Origin of the sequence: Cupriavidus sp. KK10, from assembly GCF_018223725.1 — a bacterium.
GTDB classification, from domain to species: Bacteria; Pseudomonadota; Gammaproteobacteria; order Burkholderiales; family Burkholderiaceae; genus Cupriavidus; species Cupriavidus necator.
In genome coordinates, this window is record NZ_CP073677.1 from 343,727 (window position 1) to 361,220 (window position 17,494).

Genomic DNA, 17,494 nt, shown 5'->3' on the forward strand with positions numbered 1-17,494 from the left:
CTGCAACATGCAGAGATCGCCCGCCCCCTCCCCCTATCGCGCGCCGCTTGCTGCACTCATGGCGCGTACTGGCGGCGGGGTCGACCGAAGCCGCCGTCGAAGCGCGCTGTCTTCCTGTCGTGACAGGGCTTGCTCATTGCCTGCCAGTTCGTGCGGTCCCAGAACAGGGACATATCGCCCCGGTGTGGCTTGATGTGGTCGACCACAGTCGACGGCAGAACCCGGCCCAGCGCTTTGCACTCGGCGCACTCGCATAGAGGGTGCGCACGCAGATAAGCAGCGCGAGCCTTGCGCCATGCGCCGCTGTATCCGCGTTCGGCAGTCTTGCCGCGCTGCGCATTCACGCGCTGTCGCATCTGTGCCAGGTGGACCGGGCAGAGACCGTCCTTGTTATTGACGAGCGCGCCGCAGCCGGGATGCCGACATGGGCGGTTCGGCTTCGCAGGCATGCAGCGCGACTAGCGCACGATCAGCGTAACGAGGAAGTACGCAGCAACGCAGGCAAGACCGCCAGCCATCAGATTGAAGCGCGGCGACGACGGCACGCCAACGGCAGCGAGCACGAACAGCACGAAGGCAGCGACCATCAGAATCAGGGCAAGCATGGCGACACCTCCATTGCACGGACGAAAAAAAACGCGCCTTTCGACGCGTTATTCGGGGGAGGGGGGACTGATTCCACGATGGCTGCAATGTAGTGGCCTTGTCCCACAACCGCAAGGGGCACATACACGTAGGCACAGTGCTATGCGATGCGTGCCGATGTTTGTAGACCGTGTTTCATTAGCTATCGCACATCGGTACACATCGCTTTAAACCGATAGCGCTAGTGCGAGGCTATTGCATGACCGTGTTCGCAGATTGCTGTAAAGGCCGGCGTGAGCAAGTCGAGCGCCCGCATTTCCAGTTTATTGAGCCGGTCGGCTATTTCGTCAGCGCGGCGGTGCGTCGTGCTGCGTGACTTGCCGAACAGCTCCGCCACGTCGCGGATCGTGATGGGCGTCTGGTGCTTGTCGCAGAAGTGGCGCGCGACGAGCAAGTCCATCATCGGCGGCGGTATGTCGTCGTGACCTGGACTGAGCCAGTCCGCCAGCGCCTTGATTGCCTCTGTGCGGTCGCGGTCGAAGTAATAGCGACGCTCGCCGGTGGCGTAATCGTGGTACTCGGTCAGGCCGTGCCGCGCACGCAAGCAGGATGACTCTGCCATCGGCAGCAGACGGCAAACCATGTCGCGAATGTTGGTGCACTGCTGGTGCACTTCGAGCGCGTGCAAGCCGTCGAACGATACTGTTTTTGGCCTGTTACCGTGCCAGACTTCGGACTCTTTGACGTTCTGCCGCATGATTTTCGCCATGATGCTTTCGGGGCAAGGCGGGTATGCGCGCATTAAGTAGGCAAAATGCACGGCCTGCGGAACCGACATGAAAATCGCCGTCATGACTGCACCTCCGATGTGGGATCAAGCTCGATGACTTCGAGCACGGCGCGAGGCCGGTCCGAATAGCGCTTGCTCATGACCACGTCAGTGATGAGAGCATCGTCGGCAAAAAGAATGCCGTTTGAGCCGTCTAGAACATTCTTAATCATGTTATCAAGATCAGGCCTATAGGTAGGTAGCACCAGCCCCGCCAAAGCGCTCCTAGCGCGTTTTTGGGACCAAGAGCGCGGAACAGGCAAGAACGCCACAAAGTTCACCTGCAGCGCGCCAGTGAGCGGCGGGCGCCCGGCCATCGCTTGTTCGGCGAGCGTGCGCACGACGGCGTCATAGCTGCGGGTCTTCTCGGGCGAGTACGTCTGCACGAACTCGACGCCGGTCGCCGTGCGCCGATTGCGGAAGCGCGGGCGGCCTTTGGCGATTGGCACGCCGGGGATGGTCAGCGTCACGCGCATGGGTCGACCTCCGAACGCAGTGCACGGCGCGCCATGTCGACGCACGCCGGCGAGATTTTTTCGCCGCGCTCGTACCGTTCAAGCAGGCGAACGGCCCACTGCCGACCGGCGGGCACAGTGCGCAGCGCGCGGAGCTGTTCCAGGTGCGCGGCCACCCGCTCGGGCGATGCAGTCGCCTTGCCCGGCGCCGGCAATGCTTCGGCGCGCGGCGGCACCGGCTTGACCTCGTCGCGCATCACGTCCGCCAGCGCCGCGGCAAAGCGCTTGACCAGCTGCACATGCGGCAGGTTGAGCATGTCGAACGTGCCGACGCGCAGCGCTGCCCAGTAGAACGCGGGGTTCGTCCACTGGTCGCGGCCTTCGTTGCGCTGGCGGAGCTGCTCGACCGCTTCGCAAAGCGCGGCGTCGACGTTGATCGCAGGGCGGCATGCTTTCACGAACTCCGCGAGCGACGGCGGCCAGTCGTAGCGCGTGCGGCATTCCGCCAGCCCGGCTTTGACCTCGGCAGGCGTCAAACCTTCAGCATCGAACGTCTCGGCCCACGACTCGCGCCAGTTCGCAATCGCTTGCTCGTTCGGGAACTGCTGGCGCCAGCGCCCCGGATAGGCGCCGTCGAGCCGGTTGTACAGGTGGTCCATCAACGAGATGCCAAGCGCGGGATGCACCGACAGCCACGCACTCAGCGGCGCAGTACTCGCGGGGGCGTTCATGCTGGCCTCCGATTGCGGTTGACGTACTCGGTCGGATCGAACTTCGGCGGTGGGGTGTCTGGCACCTGGCGATGCGTGGCCCACTCCATGCGCAGCTTTTCGGCATCGCGGACGAGTAAGCCTGTGGGATGGCCGGCGCGGACGTAGAGCGTGGCGTTATGGCCGACGTAGTAGCGCGCGACGTGCGGCGCTTCCTCGCCGCCGATGCGCCCGACGAGGTGCGCGAGCTGGCCGTTCACGGTCGCATTGCGCACTGGCTCGACGCCGTAGCGATCGAAGTACGCCGCCGCATAAGCCTCCCATGTGGCTGAGCTTGCGCCAGTCGCTTTCTTGCTCCGCCCGGCAGCTTTGCCGCCGGCCAAGCTCGCCGTTTTTTTGGCGGGCTTGGTCGGAAAGGAACCGTCAGGTTCCGTCAAGGAATCAGGAATCAAGGAATCAGAAGACAAGGAATCAGGAATCAAAGAATCAGCCGGAGCGCTACGGGAATCATCCGAAGCCGTACCGAGTTCGTCGGAAGTCGTACGGATTTCATCGGTAGTCGCGCCGACAGAATCGGGGCCGGGCAAGGTGCTAGCCGGCTCGTTCTTGTGCGGGTTCTGATGCTTGCGGAATTTGACGATGGCGATGTAACGCTTGTTTTCGACTGTGTAACGGGTGATAAAACCGCGCTGATAAAGCCAATTCAGCATGTCATCAAGATTGACGGCGTCGCGGTAAGGGAACACATCAGCCTTTATCCGTAGCGGGCGGTCCTCAAGCCGGCCTTCGCGGTCAGCCAAGAGCCACAACCCTTCGAATAACAGCGTATAGAGCGGATCGGCCAAGCCAAGAATCTCATTCCTGAATAGGCCGTGCTTGATGTTGCGGGCGCGTGGCATTGCCTGCACTCCATAGCTTTCGCGTGCTGTCTCGTCACGCTGGTCGGGGAGGTCGCGGCGGTGGTAGGGCTGGGAGGGTTGCCCTTGCGCCACTCATGCAAAGCAAAGTGGCGCGACCGACGCGCATTGACGCGTCAGGCGCCTTCGGTCGAACGAATTTTTTCTAGTGGTTTACGCGTACGCAGGCGTGCAGTGCGCACGCTCTTGATGCGCCTGTCATTGAGTAAACCAGTGTAAACGAGTGTATTTTCGCCGAGTAATTCGGGCCAATCCAATTCAGGCATTAAAGCGATTAAAAGCCGAATCTGGTGTGAAGGAATGTAATCGCGTGTACGGTAGTGTGAAATTTGCGGAAAAGAGAGACCCGTAAGCCTCTGGAATTCCTTGCTGCCGCCTGCCAATTTGATGATGCGCTTAGCGTCCATCCTTTGCCTCCCTTGTCAGTCTCTGTCCTACAGAAAAGCGAATAACGACGATTTACGACGACTGCCGGCTGATTTTTTTTTTCCGAATCATCTCCTATAGTCATCGCACGGATTTTTTTATAGGCGTCGCTAACGAAAGCGACAAGTCGATTGCGATAAACAGGAGGCGGAAACCGTGCTCAAGCTATTGCGTCATCGCGCATTCTTGCGCGGCCTGTCACGCGCACAGCGCCGCCGGTGGTTCGAACAAGCGAAGGCCGCAGCGCCGCGCGTGCCGATCGCCACGCTGCCGCAGCGCCTGCAACGCTCGTACGCGTACGTGAGGCTCGTATGAACTGCAAACCGAACGACCTCGCTATCGTCATCCGCGCCGACGCCGTGCCGGAACTCATCGGGCAGATTGTCGAAGTCATGCACCCATCATTGCCTGACAGCCCCTATGGCTTCGTGTGGATGGTCCGCTTTCAAACGCCGAAGCTCTTCCCCGGCTTGTTCCGTGGCTCCGTCATCGTGGACACGGACGCCAATTGCCCCGACGCGTGGCTCAGGCCGATCACTGGCTTGCCGATCCATGACGACGTTCCCGACGAGGTGACAGCATGACCGCGCCGACCATCTTCAAAGTTCGCGCGTCGTCGTGGGGGGCGCTCTTCGACTGCGCTTATGCATGGGAATGGACGCACATACTCGGTAAGGGCAAAGCCGCCGGCGTTCGCGCGCTGCTGGGTACCGCGTTGCACGCCAGTACCGCCGTCAATGACTCGGCGCTCGTCCAGGGGGAAAGCATCAAGCCGTCCGAGTCCGCCGCAGTGTTGGTCGACACGCTCAACCATCCCGAGTTCGATGTCGACTACACCGCCGATGACTTGAGCGTGCGCGATGCCGAGCGCATCGGCTTGTCGCTGCATGCGATGTACTGCGCGCAGGTCGCGCCGCGCATGCATTACACCGACGTTGAGACGGCGCTTGATCCGATGGACATTGATTGCGGCGGTGGCATCGTCGTGACGCTCACCGGCAGGATGGACCGCGCCCGCGTGTCGAAGACCGCCGCCGGCCTCGTTATCCCCGATCTGAAATCAGGCCGCGCTGTCATCTCGCAGGGCTACGTCAAAACGAAGGGGCGCAGCGCGCAGCTCGGCGCCTATCAACTGCTGTACGACCACACAAAGGGCGTGCGCACGACTGGCGCGCAAGTCGTCGGACTGAGCACGACGACTAAGCCCGCTATCGCAGTGTCGCCCGTCTTCGACGCGCGTCGCGTGATGGTCGGCGGAGACGGCACGCCCGGCCTCATCGAGTACGCGGCGGACATGTTCCGCAGCGGTCTGTTCCCGCCGAATCCGCAATCGAATCTGTGCAGCAGGAAGTATTGCGCTCGCTGGGACCATTGCCACTTTCACGAGTAGACACCATGACCACAATCTCAGAGTTGAAGGGCAGTAAGCAGCAACAGCAGGCGCCCGACGCCGCCGAGCTGCGCAAGACGAGCAAGATGGTTGCCCGCGACGCGGGCTTCGGCAACGTGCGCAAGTTCTTTGAGAGCCAGCGCAAAGCCATCATGGACGTTTTGCCGAAGCACATCAGCCCCGACCGGCTCATCGGCATTGCATTAGGCGCGCTGCGCGCCACGCCGAAGCTGTTGGAATGCAAAGTGGAATCGCTGCTGAGCGCGCTAGTGCAGTGCGCACAGCTCGGCCTTGAGCCGAATACACCGCTCGGGCATGCGTACCTGATTCCGTTCGAGAACCGCCGCCGCAACACGGTCGAGGTGCAAATCATCTTGGGCTATAAGGGGTTGATTGACCTGGCACGGCGGTCGGGTCAAGTCATCTCGATTGCGGCGCACGAAGTCTGCGAGCGCGACCACTTCGTCTATGAGTATGGCCTGTATGAAAAGCTCGAACACCGCCCGCCGCTGACAGGCGACCGGGGCAAGGTGATTGCGTTCTACGCGGTCGCGAAGCTCAAGGACGGCGGGCACGCGTTCGAAGTCATGAGCAAAGATCAGGTCGACGCGATCCGCGACGCATCGCAAAACTACGCGTTCGCGAAGGACAAAGCCGGTACGGTCTGGGCTAAGCACTACGTCGAGATGGGTCGCAAGACGGTATTGCGCCGCATTTTCAAATACTTGCCGGTCAGCATCGAATTGCAATCTGCGTTCGACTTGGACGACCGCGCCAGCCGCGCCGAGAACCAAATCGAGTTCGGCGTCATCGACGGCGAATTTACCGTCATCCCGGAAGACGAGCGCGACCAGCCCGACGAACGCGACGCCCCGCCACAGCTCACGGAGCAACAGCCCGAGATGGATCTGTCGCAGCTCTCGAAGACGCGCGCAGAGCAACCCGAGAAGGTCGAGCGGCGCCGCGCTATGGAATAGCTCACTGGCCGGCGCCCTAACGCTGCGCGGCCTGTTTCGCCGCCGTCTTGGGAGGGGCCATAGGAACGCCGGCCACCCGTTCCGATTGATCTAACAGTTATTCGCGCGCAGCAACTGCGCGCTAGCGGCAGCTTTTTGCCTAACCAAAGGGGACCAGTTATGAGCGCTGATGACGAAGTAGTCGAGATGACAAGCGAGACCGTAGCGGGCGACTTGCTCAAAGGCATTCTGCAAGAGCTGCGGCTGTTGCCAGATATCTGGCCGAAGCTCTCCGAAGACGAACAGCAGGCAATCATCGACCGTTGCCGCGAGCGGGTCACGCGCAACGTGCGCGAAGCGGTAAAGCTCATCGCGTCCGCCGGGCGCGTGACGGTCGTCGGTGACCTTAAGAAAGTCAGTCTCGCCGACAAGGTCGAAGCGGTGTTTTCGCTGCCGATGCGCGACCCTTCGCTAGCTGATCTGTGCGAGGCGCGCGGCAAAGCCTGCCTGATCGTGGTCGCGAACGCAGGCGAACACATGGGCGGGGTTGACGATGTATTGGTCGACCCGCGCCAGATGCAGCTCCCGAACGTAGGCCCCGACGCCGATGCCGGCTCAATCATCGAGCAAGCGCGCCGCCGGTCGAAGAAGGACAAAACCGATGACGACCAGGGCGAAGCCAGCCAAGAAGGGGAATAGCCATGCGCATTGATAACGTGACCGTCGAAAACTATTGCGGCGCCCGCGCCGTGTTCGCGTCGACCGATGAGCCAGTTACGCTGTTCTGCGGCGCAAACGGTGCCGGCAAGACTTCGATTGCCGAGGGCGTGCGCTTCGCGCTGACCGGCATTCCGTCCCGCGTGAGCGTGAAGGGCGAGCATCAGGCCATCGTGTCGACTGGCGCCAAGGTGGCGGCTGCCGCAGTCGAGTACACCAGCGAAGGCGCCGAAGGCGCCGAAGGCATCGCGGCTGCGGCGCTCCCGCCGCTCAGGCATGAAGTGCGCGGGCCAGCGCTGCCGCCGGCACCCGTAGTGCACTGCCTAACGAACCCGCGCGCGTTCGCACAGATGCCGCAGGACGAGCGACGGACGTTTCTTTTCGACCTGATGCGCGTCAGCCTCGCGCCGAAGGAAATCGCCGAACGGCTGCACCGGCGCGGCTGCGACAAGATGCTTGCCGAGCTGGCCGTCACTGTCCTGCATGCTGGTTTCCCGGCGGCGTGCAAGTTCGCGAAGGACCGCGCGACGGAAGCGCGCGGGGTGTGGCGCTCGATCACCGGCGAGGTTTACGGCCACAGGAAGGGCGGCGAGTGGTCCGCTGTGCAAGCTGAGCCGTACGACCGCGACGCCCACAATGCCGCGCTTGAGCATGTCACGCGCGCACAGGAAGCGCACGACCACGCGCTAAAGGAACTCGGCGCGCTTGAAGAACAGGCGCGGCAACAAGGCCTGTCACTGACCTGCCCGCACTGCGGGGGCGGCGTCAGCCTGAAAGACGATGCGCTCATCCCGGCGGCAGAAGCCGGCGACGCAGCCGAGCACCTGCCGCTGGCGCGTAGGCTCGTGGCGCAGTACGCCGACGAAGTTACAGCGCTCAATATGGAGCTGGCCGCGCACGAAGATCGCAAGCATAGCGCCGAGGTCTGCAAGAAAGCCACCGAGGCAGCAGCCGCCGCGCATGACGAAATCATCGACTGGACTGAAATCGCGAAGCACCTCGCCCCGGACGGCTTGCCGGCTGAGCTGCTGGCGACGGCGATCCGCCCCTTTAACCGTCTGCTGCTGGACTATGCGCAGCTCGCAGACTGGCCCCGCGTCACGCTCAATGACGACATGGCAATCGAAGCCGAAGGCCTGCCATATGCGCTGCTGAGCGAGTCGGAGCAATGGCGCTGCGACGCAGTGCTTAACCTGGCCATCGCCCATTTCTCGGGCGCGCGGTTCGCGCTGTTCGACCGCTTCGACGTGCTCGACATTGACGGTCGGGCGCAGCTCTTCAACTGGCTAAGCCTGCTGGCTAACGAACGCATCTTCGATTCGGTGCTGGTCTTCGGCACGCTCAAGGCGAAGCCGCAAGACGAACCCGGCTTCCTGCGCGCGTACTGGCTGGAAGGCGGGCAGGTCGGCAAGCAAACAAAGGAGGCAGCATGACTGGCGCAGAAATGGCCGAAGTCCTCAAGCTCATTGCGTTTGATGACTATACGTTCGGCATCTTTGAGAACAGCGGCGGCGCGCTGTACCTGCAAGCAATGTATGTGGCGCCAGACATTACGACTGGCGAGCTTGAGGCGCAGTACACCCGCAAATGGCAGCTATCCCAGCACATGACCAAAAGCGAGTTCGTGCAAACGGTCTTCAAATGCTGCCTCACCAGCTATGAGCACCGCGCGCGCGAGGCGTTTCTTTACAGGGGCGTTCGGGTGTACGGCCCTCACTTCGACGTTGAGGCGCTCGTCGCGCTCGCGAAGGCCGGCATGCATGACGTGCGGCAGCCGTTCGAGTAGTGGCCAAAAGCAGATATCAAGCCGCTTGAACCGCTGTAACAAATGGTGTCGGCAAGACTGTAAAAGTTACCTGTGCCGTATATTAAGTGCTTACTGGTAATTCAAAACATAACCAGTGGAAACTAGTGGAAACGAGTGGAAAGTAGTGGAAAGTAAGACCACTTTTTAACCGGGATTGTCACTGCGATGACATATTTAAGAATGAAGCCACGCACTGTCAAAGGGAGGCCCACTATGGCTGCTAAGCCTGATGCTGCAACGAATTCAGCTCGCATCCTCTGGACGGACGATGAGAAAAAAATCGTCGCGCGCGAGTCGCTAAGGCTAAAGGAAATTGATTCGAGTTTGAGCGATGCCCTTGCGTTACAAAATGCGCAAATGCTATTGCCCGAAGAAAGGCAACGCCCGAGTTTTAAGAACTGGAAGTCGACAGCGTCATGGTTAATGCCGCTGTGGCAAGAGTTCGCCGGGCAGGCTCACGATGGCCCGCATTCGAATGGCAGGCCCGTAGCAGTGACGGTGAAGAGGTCGAAGCTCGCTAACGCAATCCAAGAGACAGAACAAACGCCGGCAGCAGTTCAAGCCGCTGCGACCGAAGCAGAAGCGGTCGCGGAGCTGGTCGAGCCGATGCCGGCGGAGCGGGAGTCTACAGCAGATTTCGAAAGCGTGCCCGAAACTGGTGCGGAGTTCCGGTCGGGGCAAGAATCCAGCGAATCATTGCCAGTTCAGCAACAGGCGGAAATGGAAGCTACGGCACAAAAGCCCGTAGTTCGGTGGACGCAGGAAGAGCGCGAGCGCATCGCCAGACGGAGCCGCGAAATCATGTCACGTACTGATATACCTGCTTTAGATGCGGTGCGCGCCGCGAACATCGAGCTTGACGACGAGCGCCAGCGCGACATTTCGACAATGTCGCTGGTGTCGGAGTGGCTGTTGCCGATGTGGAAGCAGCTCGACAAGCAAGAACAGGACGCACGCGCGCAGGCTGAGCGCGAAGAGCGCGAGCGCGCCGAACGCGAAGCTGCCGAAGCCGAGCGCGTCGCCACGGAAGAGCGCGAGCGCCAAGCGGCGATTGATGCCGGCATCGCGGCCAAGTTCGAGAACGCATCGTTTGACGACTTGCTCAAGCGGCTCGGCCAGAAGATTGCCGGGGCTTTGATGGAGAGCATCAGCGAGTCGCTAGAGGCAGCCGTTGCGGCGCGCATCGCGTCTGTAGTCCAATCGCTGCCCGGCACGCTGCCGTCTAACGTCGCGGTCTTGAAGCCGAACGCGGAAGTCGACGGCGTCGGCACGGTGTCAGTAGCGCCGCGCGACCATAAGCCCCGCGTCTGCGTGGTCGGGCTGATGAATCAGCAGGCCGACGACGTGCGCCGGGCGTTCGGCAACGCGCTGGAATTTACGTTTATCAAGTCGCAGCAGACCGGCGGCAGTGGTGCGCACGGTGGCGCCGGCGTGGCCGCTCGCGCGCAAGGCTGCGACGTAGTCATCGGCATGACCAACTTTACCGGGCACGACGTAGACGATGCAGCAAAGAAGCTGCATGTCCCGTTCATCCGGCTCAACGGCAGCGTGTCGGCGCTTAAGCGCTGGCTCCAACACTGGCTTAACGGCGAGGTCGCCCTCGCTTCGTAACACCCGGCAACACATAGACCAGAGGCGGACAACGATCCAGCCCGGCCCCTAACAAAAAGAGGTAGTGGAAATGACACTCTCTGCCATTGATGCGGAAGTAAGCGCCGTCGAGCAATTCGAGGCGCGCGGGTGGCGCACGCCGCCGCAGTCGTTCCAGGTGAGCGAACCGGTCGGATAAGAAGAGAAAGCCCGAAGGCCTTTCGGGTTCCGACAAACGCTTTTTGGAGTGCAACAGGAGGGGCGCGATGCATCTTTGCGTCTTCTGCGGCAGGCAGGGCAACAGCCCTTTCCCGCCGGCACCCATGCGCAGACACGGTTGGGATTGGTTCACCGGCTACTTTGACGAGACAGCCTATTGCTGTCCAGAGTGCCGGCGGCCCCGTCACGCGCAATGGATGCAGCTATATGACTTGGCAATGGCCCCGGCACGCGCAGACGAGCGCCGCCGCTCTATGCGCGCGTCCGTGGTTGCTGTTCTCGAACGCAAGTAAGGGGGGGAAAGATGAGCGACGCACAAGCAAGAAACGCCGACCGTTACCTCTGGTTGACGCGGCATGTAAAGACGATGCTCGATGAGGGTCCGTCGCCTTTCTTTGTGCTGCACGTTGAGACGGACAAGGAAGCCAGCCCCGAAGGGTGCCCGGCTCTTGATGCGCTAGTCGACGCCGGCCTGCTGGCTGACGGTCGGCGCCCGCATCATTTTGAAGAGTTGACGCGGCGCGGCACGCTCAGCGACTTGAGCGCGTATCTCGACCGGCTGTGCGCCCGCTATGCCGAACTGCACCCTGATCCCACGGAGCCGCCAGCCGAAGGCAGCGACGCCGAGCTATTCGTCAGGTGCGAGTCCATCGCCCGTTACCTGCTCGCTATGCGAGGGGTGAAGTAATGCGCGAACGTCTCTACACCTTCGCAGTGAGCGGCGCGGGCGACATGTTCTGCCATCACTCCGTATCGGCGACTAGCGACCATCGCGCGTGGCGCAAGCTCATTGAATGCATCGACATGACCGCGACGGTCAAGGTGACGCTTATCCATGTGGAAAAGAGCCAGCGCCGCGCTGCGCCGGCTGACCGGAGGATGCCAGCAGCAGCATGAGCTAGCAGAGCCATAACTACTACATGAGGTGCACAAATGAAGAAACGCGAAATGATTAAGGCTCCGAGCGGCCTCACCTGGACAGCGGTGGTCGACTTGCTCAAAGAGCATGACCCGCAAGGGTTCACGAATTCGGAACTGGCCGACCACTTCGGCCAGCCGTATCAGCGCGTCGCGTCACTGACCCGCGTCATGTACGACGCCGGCGCGTTATCCCGTACCCATGTCGGCAAGACTGCCGGTACGACTTTTTACTTTCTGCCGCTCTAAGTGGCCGGGGGGATGGAATTATGCCATTGACCAACATTCAAGATGCCCGCTCGCTCGCCGATATGTGGGCCATGTTTCGCGCTGGCGCGATACCGCCGCAAGCTCCGAACTACCAAGTCGACAGCATGCGCGATGCGTTCTACGGCGGCGCGTGGGCGTTCTCGCTGCTGCTGAATCGCGCGTTCGCGCAAGAAGGCGATGGCGTCGGCGAGATGCTGGACAGGGTTCATGACGAGATCAACGCGCACACGATGGCGACGGTGCGTGCTGTGCGTATCTCGTCTGATGAAGCCGAGAGGGTGCTCGCCATCGTGAAGCATGGCATGCCGCTGTCCGATGCAGAGGAAGCCTACATTCGCACGCTGCTGGCGCGCGACGACGACGACGAAGAGCCACCTAATCAGGTGCGGTAAGGGTGCTGCGATGGACGAACAAGAAGACGAAGTTTGGGATGCTAAGAAGCTCGCCGGCTTCCTCGGCTACAGCGAGGAAACCGTGCGGGGTTATTCAACTGCGAAGCCCGAACGCCTGCCACCCCGTATCGCCGGTGTGCGTCGCCCGCTGTGGCTTAAGCATGTCGTGCTGAAATGGCTTGCTGATCGTTCCGGCATGCCTGACGTACATGCACCACGGCAACCCGACAACGAGATTGGGCCGACACCGCCGCCGGAGCTGCCGGCAGAGCCGCCGGCCCCGGTATCGCTCAAGATGAAAAAGGGGCGCCCGCGTAGGCCGCCACCCTAAAAGAGAAACGCCCCCGGCTTCGGGGGCGTTTTCGTTTGAGCGCTCGCGCTCTAGCCGAAGTACCAGACGATGCCGGCCTCCCTTATACGAGCTTGCGAGCCATTTCTGTCGCGGTCGGGTTGAAATAACGGTGCAACATCGCTAGCGACCTATGCCCGGTCACAGCTGCAAGCTCAAGGGTGTTAGTGAGCTTCTTCGCGAGTTGCGTAGTGGCTTCGTGCCGTGTGTCGTGCCAGTGCAGGTCTTTGATGCCAAGTTGCAATTTGACGCGGAAGAAATGGCTATCAGCAGTCTTGCGAGCCACCGGTACAAGTTTCTGAGCGCCTTTACCGTGCTTGAGCAGCGCCAGCAATTCGAGTGCGCGCGGGCTTAATGGCACATCGCGTGCAAAGCCGTTCTTGGTTTCCGGCAGGTGTATATACAGCTCGTCGGTGTGTACATGCTGCCACGTTGCGGCGAAAACTTCGCCTTTGCGCATTGCAGTTGCTAGGCAGAATTGGAACGCCCATGCGGTCCATTGCTTCCTCGTCTGCGGCGCAGTGCCGTCGACATAGTCAAGCTGGGCGCAAATCTGCTTGGCCTCATCGTCGCTGACGCGGCGTTTCCTGTGGTCTGGCATCTTGGGGCGATTGGTAATGTCCCGCACCGGGCTATCGCCATCTTGGAATGGCATCTTCCAACGCTTGATTGCGAACTTGAACGCGACCGACAAGACGCGAAGCTCACGAAGGATGGTGCCGCTTGTGTTCTTGTGGCCGAACTTATTAGTTACGTTGCTGCGCTGCTTAACGTAGGCCTCAATGTCTTCCGTGCTGAACTCCGACACGCGCTTGCAAAAGAGCTTTGGATAGTCACGCGCAGCCGCACGCAGAATATACGCCTCGGTCACACCGCCGCGTTTGGTCGGTGAAATCTCCCGAGCGTAACGTTCAAGAACATATGCAACAGAGGGGTCGGCTGAGTCATCGAACTTGCGTATTTGCTCGCCGCCGTTGATGCGCTTCTCGGTCTTCTTAGCCCAATCGCAGGCTTCCTTCTCAGTGTCGAAAGTAGCGCTAATGCGCTGACCTTTCATGCGGACCAGGGCGCGGACCGTCGTGCCCCTTTTCTCAAAATTAGCCATTTTTAGTGCACCCCTATATGTGTGTTGTTGGGATAGCCATCGTACGGCGGCAGTGCCCTAAACAGTCGGCTTGGGGCACCTAAAAACCATCAACACACACTGGGTAACACTGTATATAAGCGGTTCCAGTATCTATGCCCGCTTTTAAATCGTCATTGCATGGCAATACTCATTGAGAGGCGGAAACCGATGGTGCCGGATCGATGGCGGGGGCGCGTGCTAGCACCAGCGTGAACTGCGCGCCGCCGCCGGGCACGTTGGCCACGCTCAGCTGGCCGCCGAACTCGCGCACGATCGACGACGAGATCGCCAGCCCCAGCCCCAGGCCCTGCCCGGTTTCCTTGGTGGTGAAGAATGGTTCGAACAGGCGCGGCAGCGCTTCCGGCGCGATGCCGGTGCCGTTGTCGCGCACGACGATGGTGACGGCGTGGTCTTCTGCCTGCACGTCGAGATCGATCTGTCCCTGCGCCGGCGCGGCCGCCGCAATCGCATCCAGCGCGTTGCCGAGCAGGTTCAGCAGCACTTGCTCCAGCTTCAGCTCATCGGCGCGCACGGCGAGCCCGGGCAGGGCGTCCAGGCCGGTGACGCTGACCGTGACCGCGCCCAGCCGAGGCGCCAGCAGCGCCAGCACGTGGTCGACCGCCGCGCGCAGCGCCACCGGCCGGCGCACCGGGCGGGCCTTGCCGGCAAACAGCTTGAGCTGGCTGGTGATCTTGCCCATGCGCTCGGTCAGGTCAGCAATGGCGGTGAGGTTGCCTTCGGCCGCGGCCAGCTGGCCGCGCTCCAGCAGCACGCGGGTGTTGTCCGAGAACGTGCGCAGCGCCGCCAGCGGCTGGTTCAGCTCATGCGTGATGCCGGCCGCCATCTGCCCCAGCGCGGCCAGCTTGCTGGCCTGCACCAGTTCGTCCTGGGCCGCGCGCAGCTCGCTTTCCGCACGGGTGCGCTCGGCCACTTCATCTTCCAGCTTTTCATTGATCGCCATCAGGTCGGCGGTGCGGGCCTCGACGCGGCGCTCCAGCTGGTCGTAGGCGGCCTCCAGCAGGCGGCGGCTGTACTGCATGTCGCGCGCGCGCTGGCGGCGCTGGCGCCAGTTGACCAGCAGCAGGCAGATGCAGGCATAGGCCAGCGCCGCCGCCACGGTGGCGTTGCGCGCATTGGCCAGCACCGGCTCCAGCGGCGCCATCACCTGCATGGTCCAGCCAGCGGGGCCGACCGTGCGGCCCAGTTCCAGGTAGCGGTCGGCGCGCTCGGCGCCGTCCGGGGCAAAGGTGGTCCTGGTGGCGGGCGATTCGTCGCGCACGCGCACCAGCCGCGCGCCGTCGGTCAGTGTGGTGTCCGCCAGCCAGCGCGTGACCGGCGAGGTCAGCGGCTCCAGCGGCAGCGGCGTCACCGCGCGGCCGTGGTACTGGCGGGTGTTTTCCATCTCGGCCTGCAGCGCCGGCGGCAGCGGGCGCAGGGTGCGGTACTGCCAGGCCGACACCGACGACAGGAAGATCACGCCATGGTCGTCGCTGACCATCAGCGGCTCGGCGCCGCTGCCGGCGCGCTGGAACCACTCCAGGTTGAGCTTGACCACGGTCACGCCGATGACCTTGCCGCCCGACTCGACCGGCTGCGCGAGGTAGTAGCCGGGCTCCTCGCTGGTGATGCCGATGGCATAGAAACGCCCCATCTTGCCGCCCGCGGCGGCCTGGAAGTAGGGGCGGAAGCGGTAGTCGGTGCCGACAAAGCTGCCGGGCTGGCCGTGGTTGCTGGCCGCCAGCGCAATGCCGTTGGCGGCGATCACATAGGTGGCCGAGGCATGCGCGCGGCGATTGACCTCCGCCAGGTACTGGTTGGCGGCGGCCACGCGTTGCGGGTCGTTGGGGGAGTCCAGCAGCCCGCGCACGAAGGGGTGCAGCGAGACCAGCGCGGGCAGGAATTCGTAGCGGTCGAGGGTGCTTTCCAGCGTGGCGGCGTAGCGGTCGGCGCGCGTGGCTGTGCTTTGCTGGAGGGTGGCCAGGCCGCGCTGGACCGAGACCAGCCAGGTCAGCGCGCACAGCAGCAGCAGGCCCGCGGCCAGGGCGACCGCAAAGCCCCACCAGCGGCCGTTGCCGCTGTCCGGCGCATGGGCCGGATGCGCGGCAGACGGGGCGGCGGGGTCATGCACGGCGAGAAAGTCGTCTGAGTGTGGCATCGGCGCGCGCGAAGGCTGTCGCGCCGATGATACTCGCTGGCGGGTGGCCGGGGCAGCCACCCGCATGGCGTCAGACGTTCTGGCCGGCGTCGGCCAGTACTTCAGCATCGCGGCCGCCGTGTTGCAGCTCACTGTTGAGCTTCTTGCGGTCAAGCTCGCGCTCCCATGCCGAGACCACCACCGTGGCCACGCCGTTGCCGATGATGTTGGTCAGCGCGCGGCACTCGCTCATGAAGCGGTCGATGCCAAGGATCAGCACCATGCCCGCCACCGGGATGGTCGGCACCACCGCCAGCGTCGCGGCCAGCGTGATGAAGCCCGAGCCGGTCACGCCGCTGGCGCCCTTGGAGGTGATCATCGCCACCGTCAGGATGGTCAGCTGCTGCATCAGCGTCAGCTCGATGCCGGTTGCCTGTGCAATGAAGATCACCGCCATCGTCATGTAGATGTTGGTGCCGTCCAGGTTGAACGAATAGCCGGTGGGCACCACCAGGCCCACCACCGAGCGCGAGCAGCCGAGCTTTTCCAGCTTCTCCATCATGTGCGGCAGCGCCGCTTCCGACGAGCTGGTGCCCAGCACGATCAGCAGCTCTTCCTTGATGTACGAGATGAAGCGCAGGATGCTGAAGCCGGTCAGGCGCGCCACCGTGCCCAGCACGAACACCACGAAGACGATGGCCGTGAAGTAGAAGGTGCCGATCAGCTTGAGCAGCGGCACCAGCGAGCCCAGGCCGTACTTGCCGATGGTGAACGCCATCGCGCCGAAGGCGCCGATCGGGGCCACCTTGGTGATCACGTGGACGATGTGGAAGAACACCTTGGAGACCTGCTCGATCAGCTGCACCACGATGCGCGCGCGCTCGCCGAGCACGGCCAGCGCGGCGCCGAAGAACAGCGACACCAGCAGGATCTGCAGGATGTCGCCGTTGGCGAAGGCGCTGAAGACCGTGTCCGGGATGATGTGCATCAGGAACTCGACCGTGCTCTGGCCGTGCGCCTTGGACACGTACTGGGCAATGGCCTTGGTGTCCAGCGTGGCCGGGTCGATGTTGAAGCCCACGCCCGGCTTGAGCAGGTGCGCGGCGCCCAGCCCGATCAGCAATGCGAAGGTCGACACCACTTCAAAGTACAGCAGCGCCTTGCCGCCGACGCGGCCGACCTTCTTCATGTCGCTCATGCCGGCGATGCCGGTCACCACGGTACAGAAGATGATCGGGCCGATGATCATCTTGATCAGCTTGATAAAGCCATCGCCCAGCGGCTTCATGGCCACGCCGGTGTCTGGCCAGTAGTGGCCGAGCAGGATGCCGACGAAGATGGCGAACAGGACCTGCACGTACAGGATCTTGTAGAAGGGTTTTCTCATGATGTCGTCCTCGGTGTTGACCGTACCCGGCGGGGCCGCGCGGGCTGCGCGCCGTCACGGTTGCGGCGCGTTCAGGGAGGGAATTCGCAACCGCCGTGCCAGTCAAGCCGGCATTGCTAACTGGTTGATTCACAAGGAAACGACGGCCTGGCAGGGGCGCGCGGCCTCCGGGATTCCGGAAATCCGGATGGTGCGGCTCCGGGGTTTCGGAATGCCGGAGGCATCACAGGTGCGCGAAGCGCCACCCGCCGGGAGCCGGCGGCAACTTCGACGGCCGTGCCAGGGCGCCGCCATCGCGGACATGCCGCCGCGACACC

The 17,494-nt window shown here is 62.6% G+C and carries 22 protein-coding genes; 12 read left to right on the forward strand and 10 right to left on the reverse strand.

Annotated elements, in window-relative coordinates; genetic code table 11:
* Nucleotides 1–56: 56 nt before the first annotated feature.
* The 7 genes from KB879_RS01740 to KB879_RS01770 form a co-directional block, all read right to left on the reverse strand.
* Complete coding sequence (locus tag KB879_RS01740) at nucleotides 57–449, reverse strand: HNH endonuclease signature motif containing protein (RefSeq protein ID WP_211980627.1); 393 nt, start codon at nucleotides 447–449, stop codon at nucleotides 57–59.
* A 9-nt stretch (nucleotides 450–458) separates the two neighbouring features.
* Nucleotides 459–605 (reverse strand): hypothetical protein, encoded by a 147-nt coding sequence (locus KB879_RS01745; protein ID WP_183282331.1) that lies wholly within the window; start codon nucleotides 603–605, stop codon nucleotides 459–461.
* A gap of 221 nt (nucleotides 606–826) precedes the next feature.
* Nucleotides 827–1,438 (reverse strand): hypothetical protein, encoded by a 612-nt coding sequence (locus KB879_RS01750; protein WP_211980628.1) that lies wholly within the window; start codon nucleotides 1,436–1,438, stop codon nucleotides 827–829.
* Nucleotides 1,435–1,890: a RusA family crossover junction endodeoxyribonuclease gene (locus KB879_RS01755; RefSeq protein ID WP_211980629.1), complete on the reverse strand. Its 456-nt coding sequence runs from the start codon at nucleotides 1,888–1,890 to the stop codon at nucleotides 1,435–1,437. Before KB879_RS01755 ends, KB879_RS01750 begins: the two co-directional genes overlap by 4 nt.
* On the reverse strand, nucleotides 1,881–2,600 hold the full coding sequence (locus tag KB879_RS01760) for a replication protein P (protein WP_211980630.1): 720 nt from the start codon (nucleotides 2,598–2,600) through the stop codon (nucleotides 1,881–1,883). Before KB879_RS01760 ends, KB879_RS01755 begins: the two co-directional genes overlap by 10 nt.
* Nucleotides 2,597–3,478 (reverse strand): hypothetical protein, encoded by an 882-nt coding sequence (locus tag KB879_RS01765; RefSeq protein WP_211980631.1) that lies wholly within the window; start codon nucleotides 3,476–3,478, stop codon nucleotides 2,597–2,599. Before KB879_RS01765 ends, KB879_RS01760 begins: the two co-directional genes overlap by 4 nt.
* A gap of 134 nt (nucleotides 3,479–3,612) precedes the next feature.
* On the reverse strand, nucleotides 3,613–3,903 hold the full coding sequence (locus tag KB879_RS01770) for a hypothetical protein (protein ID WP_211980632.1): 291 nt from the start codon (nucleotides 3,901–3,903) through the stop codon (nucleotides 3,613–3,615).
* Nucleotides 3,904–4,233: 330 nt separating this feature from the next.
* On the opposite strand from KB879_RS01770, the gene KB879_RS01775 reads away from it, so the two are divergent.
* The 12 genes from KB879_RS01775 (at nucleotide 4,234) to KB879_RS01830 (ending at nucleotide 12,512) form a co-directional block, all read left to right on the forward strand.
* Complete coding sequence (locus tag KB879_RS01775) at nucleotides 4,234–4,506, forward strand: hypothetical protein (RefSeq protein WP_211980633.1); 273 nt, start codon at nucleotides 4,234–4,236, stop codon at nucleotides 4,504–4,506.
* Nucleotides 4,503–5,312: a PD-(D/E)XK nuclease family protein gene (locus KB879_RS01780; protein ID WP_211980634.1), complete on the forward strand. Its 810-nt coding sequence runs from the start codon at nucleotides 4,503–4,505 to the stop codon at nucleotides 5,310–5,312. The genes KB879_RS01775 and KB879_RS01780 overlap by 4 nt, the downstream gene beginning before the upstream one ends.
* 5 nt (nucleotides 5,313–5,317) lie before the next feature.
* Complete coding sequence (gene recT / locus KB879_RS01785; RefSeq protein ID WP_211980635.1) at nucleotides 5,318–6,289, forward strand: recombination protein RecT; 972 nt, start codon at nucleotides 5,318–5,320, stop codon at nucleotides 6,287–6,289.
* Nucleotides 6,290–6,448: 159 nt separating this feature from the next.
* Nucleotides 6,449–6,967, forward strand: a complete 519-nt coding sequence (locus KB879_RS01790; protein ID WP_211980636.1) for a hypothetical protein — start codon at nucleotides 6,449–6,451, stop codon at nucleotides 6,965–6,967.
* A gap of 2 nt (nucleotides 6,968–6,969) precedes the next feature.
* Nucleotides 6,970–8,418 (forward strand): AAA family ATPase, encoded by a 1,449-nt coding sequence (locus KB879_RS01795; RefSeq protein ID WP_211980637.1) that lies wholly within the window; start codon nucleotides 6,970–6,972, stop codon nucleotides 8,416–8,418.
* Nucleotides 8,415–8,771: a hypothetical protein gene (locus KB879_RS01800; RefSeq protein WP_211980638.1), complete on the forward strand. Its 357-nt coding sequence runs from the start codon at nucleotides 8,415–8,417 to the stop codon at nucleotides 8,769–8,771. Before KB879_RS01795 ends, KB879_RS01800 begins: the two co-directional genes overlap by 4 nt.
* Before the next feature lie 234 nt (nucleotides 8,772–9,005).
* Complete coding sequence (locus tag KB879_RS01805; protein WP_211980639.1) at nucleotides 9,006–10,403, forward strand: hypothetical protein; 1,398 nt, start codon at nucleotides 9,006–9,008, stop codon at nucleotides 10,401–10,403.
* A gap of 502 nt (nucleotides 10,404–10,905) precedes the next feature.
* Nucleotides 10,906–11,289 carry a hypothetical protein gene (locus KB879_RS01810; RefSeq protein ID WP_211980640.1) on the forward strand — a complete coding sequence of 128 codons (384 nt, stop codon included), beginning with the start codon at nucleotides 10,906–10,908 and terminating at the stop codon, nucleotides 11,287–11,289.
* Nucleotides 11,289–11,498 carry a hypothetical protein gene (locus KB879_RS01815; RefSeq protein ID WP_211980641.1) on the forward strand — a complete coding sequence of 70 codons (210 nt, stop codon included), beginning with the start codon at nucleotides 11,289–11,291 and terminating at the stop codon, nucleotides 11,496–11,498. Before KB879_RS01810 ends, KB879_RS01815 begins: the two co-directional genes overlap by 1 nt.
* A gap of 36 nt (nucleotides 11,499–11,534) precedes the next feature.
* The gene (locus tag KB879_RS01820) at nucleotides 11,535–11,768 is read left to right on the forward strand and encodes a hypothetical protein (RefSeq protein ID WP_211980642.1); all 234 of its coding nucleotides are present in this window, start codon (nucleotides 11,535–11,537) and stop codon (nucleotides 11,766–11,768) included.
* A 26-nt stretch (nucleotides 11,769–11,794) separates the two neighbouring features.
* Nucleotides 11,795–12,181, forward strand: coding sequence for a hypothetical protein (locus tag KB879_RS01825; RefSeq protein ID WP_211980643.1), 387 nt, complete (start codon nucleotides 11,795–11,797; stop codon nucleotides 12,179–12,181).
* A gap of 10 nt (nucleotides 12,182–12,191) precedes the next feature.
* Nucleotides 12,192–12,512: an AlpA family transcriptional regulator gene (locus tag KB879_RS01830; protein WP_211980644.1), complete on the forward strand. Its 321-nt coding sequence runs from the start codon at nucleotides 12,192–12,194 to the stop codon at nucleotides 12,510–12,512.
* A gap of 82 nt (nucleotides 12,513–12,594) precedes the next feature.
* Here the strand turns inward: KB879_RS01830 and KB879_RS01835 are convergent, their stop codons facing one another.
* From KB879_RS01835 to KB879_RS01845, 3 genes are all read right to left on the reverse strand, one after another.
* Nucleotides 12,595–13,635 carry a site-specific integrase gene (locus KB879_RS01835; RefSeq protein WP_211980645.1) on the reverse strand — a complete coding sequence of 347 codons (1,041 nt, stop codon included), beginning with the start codon at nucleotides 13,633–13,635 and terminating at the stop codon, nucleotides 12,595–12,597.
* Between the two features lie 169 nt (nucleotides 13,636–13,804).
* Complete coding sequence (locus KB879_RS01840; RefSeq protein WP_211980646.1) at nucleotides 13,805–15,811, reverse strand: ATP-binding protein; 2,007 nt, start codon at nucleotides 15,809–15,811, stop codon at nucleotides 13,805–13,807.
* Between the two features lie 70 nt (nucleotides 15,812–15,881).
* The gene (locus KB879_RS01845; protein WP_114133821.1) at nucleotides 15,882–17,177 is read right to left on the reverse strand and encodes a dicarboxylate/amino acid:cation symporter; all 1,296 of its coding nucleotides are present in this window, start codon (nucleotides 17,175–17,177) and stop codon (nucleotides 15,882–15,884) included.
* Nucleotides 17,178–17,494 lie beyond the last annotated feature (317 nt).

What these genes read in the sequence shown, in the direction of transcription:
- KB879_RS01740 (WP_211980627.1), bottom strand. Translation starts at nt 449, where the DNA reads ATGCCTGCGAAGCCGAACCGCCCATGTCGGCATCCCGGCTGCGGCGCG.
- KB879_RS01745 (WP_183282331.1), bottom strand. Translation starts at nt 605, where the DNA reads ATGCTTGCCCTGATTCTGATGGTCGCTGCCTTCGTGCTGTTCGTGCTC.
- KB879_RS01750 (WP_211980628.1), bottom strand. Translation starts at nt 1,438, where the DNA reads ATGACGGCGATTTTCATGTCGGTTCCGCAGGCCGTGCATTTTGCCTAC.
- KB879_RS01755 (WP_211980629.1), bottom strand. Translation starts at nt 1,890, where the DNA reads ATGCGCGTGACGCTGACCATCCCCGGCGTGCCAATCGCCAAAGGCCGC.
- KB879_RS01760 (WP_211980630.1), bottom strand. Translation starts at nt 2,600, where the DNA reads ATGAACGCCCCCGCGAGTACTGCGCCGCTGAGTGCGTGGCTGTCGGTG.
- KB879_RS01765 (WP_211980631.1), bottom strand. Translation starts at nt 3,478, where the DNA reads ATGCCACGCGCCCGCAACATCAAGCACGGCCTATTCAGGAATGAGATT.
- KB879_RS01770 (WP_211980632.1), bottom strand. Translation starts at nt 3,903, where the DNA reads ATGGACGCTAAGCGCATCATCAAATTGGCAGGCGGCAGCAAGGAATTC.
- KB879_RS01775 (WP_211980633.1), top strand. Translation starts at nt 4,234, where the DNA reads ATGAACTGCAAACCGAACGACCTCGCTATCGTCATCCGCGCCGACGCC.
- KB879_RS01780 (WP_211980634.1), top strand. Translation starts at nt 4,503, where the DNA reads ATGACCGCGCCGACCATCTTCAAAGTTCGCGCGTCGTCGTGGGGGGCG.
- recT (WP_211980635.1), top strand. Translation starts at nt 5,318, where the DNA reads ATGACCACAATCTCAGAGTTGAAGGGCAGTAAGCAGCAACAGCAGGCG.
- KB879_RS01790 (WP_211980636.1), top strand. Translation starts at nt 6,449, where the DNA reads ATGAGCGCTGATGACGAAGTAGTCGAGATGACAAGCGAGACCGTAGCG.
- KB879_RS01795 (WP_211980637.1), top strand. Translation starts at nt 6,970, where the DNA reads ATGCGCATTGATAACGTGACCGTCGAAAACTATTGCGGCGCCCGCGCC.
- KB879_RS01800 (WP_211980638.1), top strand. Translation starts at nt 8,415, where the DNA reads ATGACTGGCGCAGAAATGGCCGAAGTCCTCAAGCTCATTGCGTTTGAT.
- KB879_RS01805 (WP_211980639.1), top strand. Translation starts at nt 9,006, where the DNA reads ATGGCTGCTAAGCCTGATGCTGCAACGAATTCAGCTCGCATCCTCTGG.
- KB879_RS01810 (WP_211980640.1), top strand. Translation starts at nt 10,906, where the DNA reads ATGAGCGACGCACAAGCAAGAAACGCCGACCGTTACCTCTGGTTGACG.
- KB879_RS01815 (WP_211980641.1), top strand. Translation starts at nt 11,289, where the DNA reads ATGCGCGAACGTCTCTACACCTTCGCAGTGAGCGGCGCGGGCGACATG.
- KB879_RS01820 (WP_211980642.1), top strand. Translation starts at nt 11,535, where the DNA reads ATGAAGAAACGCGAAATGATTAAGGCTCCGAGCGGCCTCACCTGGACA.
- KB879_RS01830 (WP_211980644.1), top strand. Translation starts at nt 12,192, where the DNA reads ATGGACGAACAAGAAGACGAAGTTTGGGATGCTAAGAAGCTCGCCGGC.
- KB879_RS01835 (WP_211980645.1), bottom strand. Translation starts at nt 13,635, where the DNA reads ATGGCTAATTTTGAGAAAAGGGGCACGACGGTCCGCGCCCTGGTCCGC.
- KB879_RS01840 (WP_211980646.1), bottom strand. Translation starts at nt 15,811, where the DNA reads ATGCCACACTCAGACGACTTTCTCGCCGTGCATGACCCCGCCGCCCCG.
- KB879_RS01845 (WP_114133821.1), bottom strand. Translation starts at nt 17,177, where the DNA reads ATGAGAAAACCCTTCTACAAGATCCTGTACGTGCAGGTCCTGTTCGCC.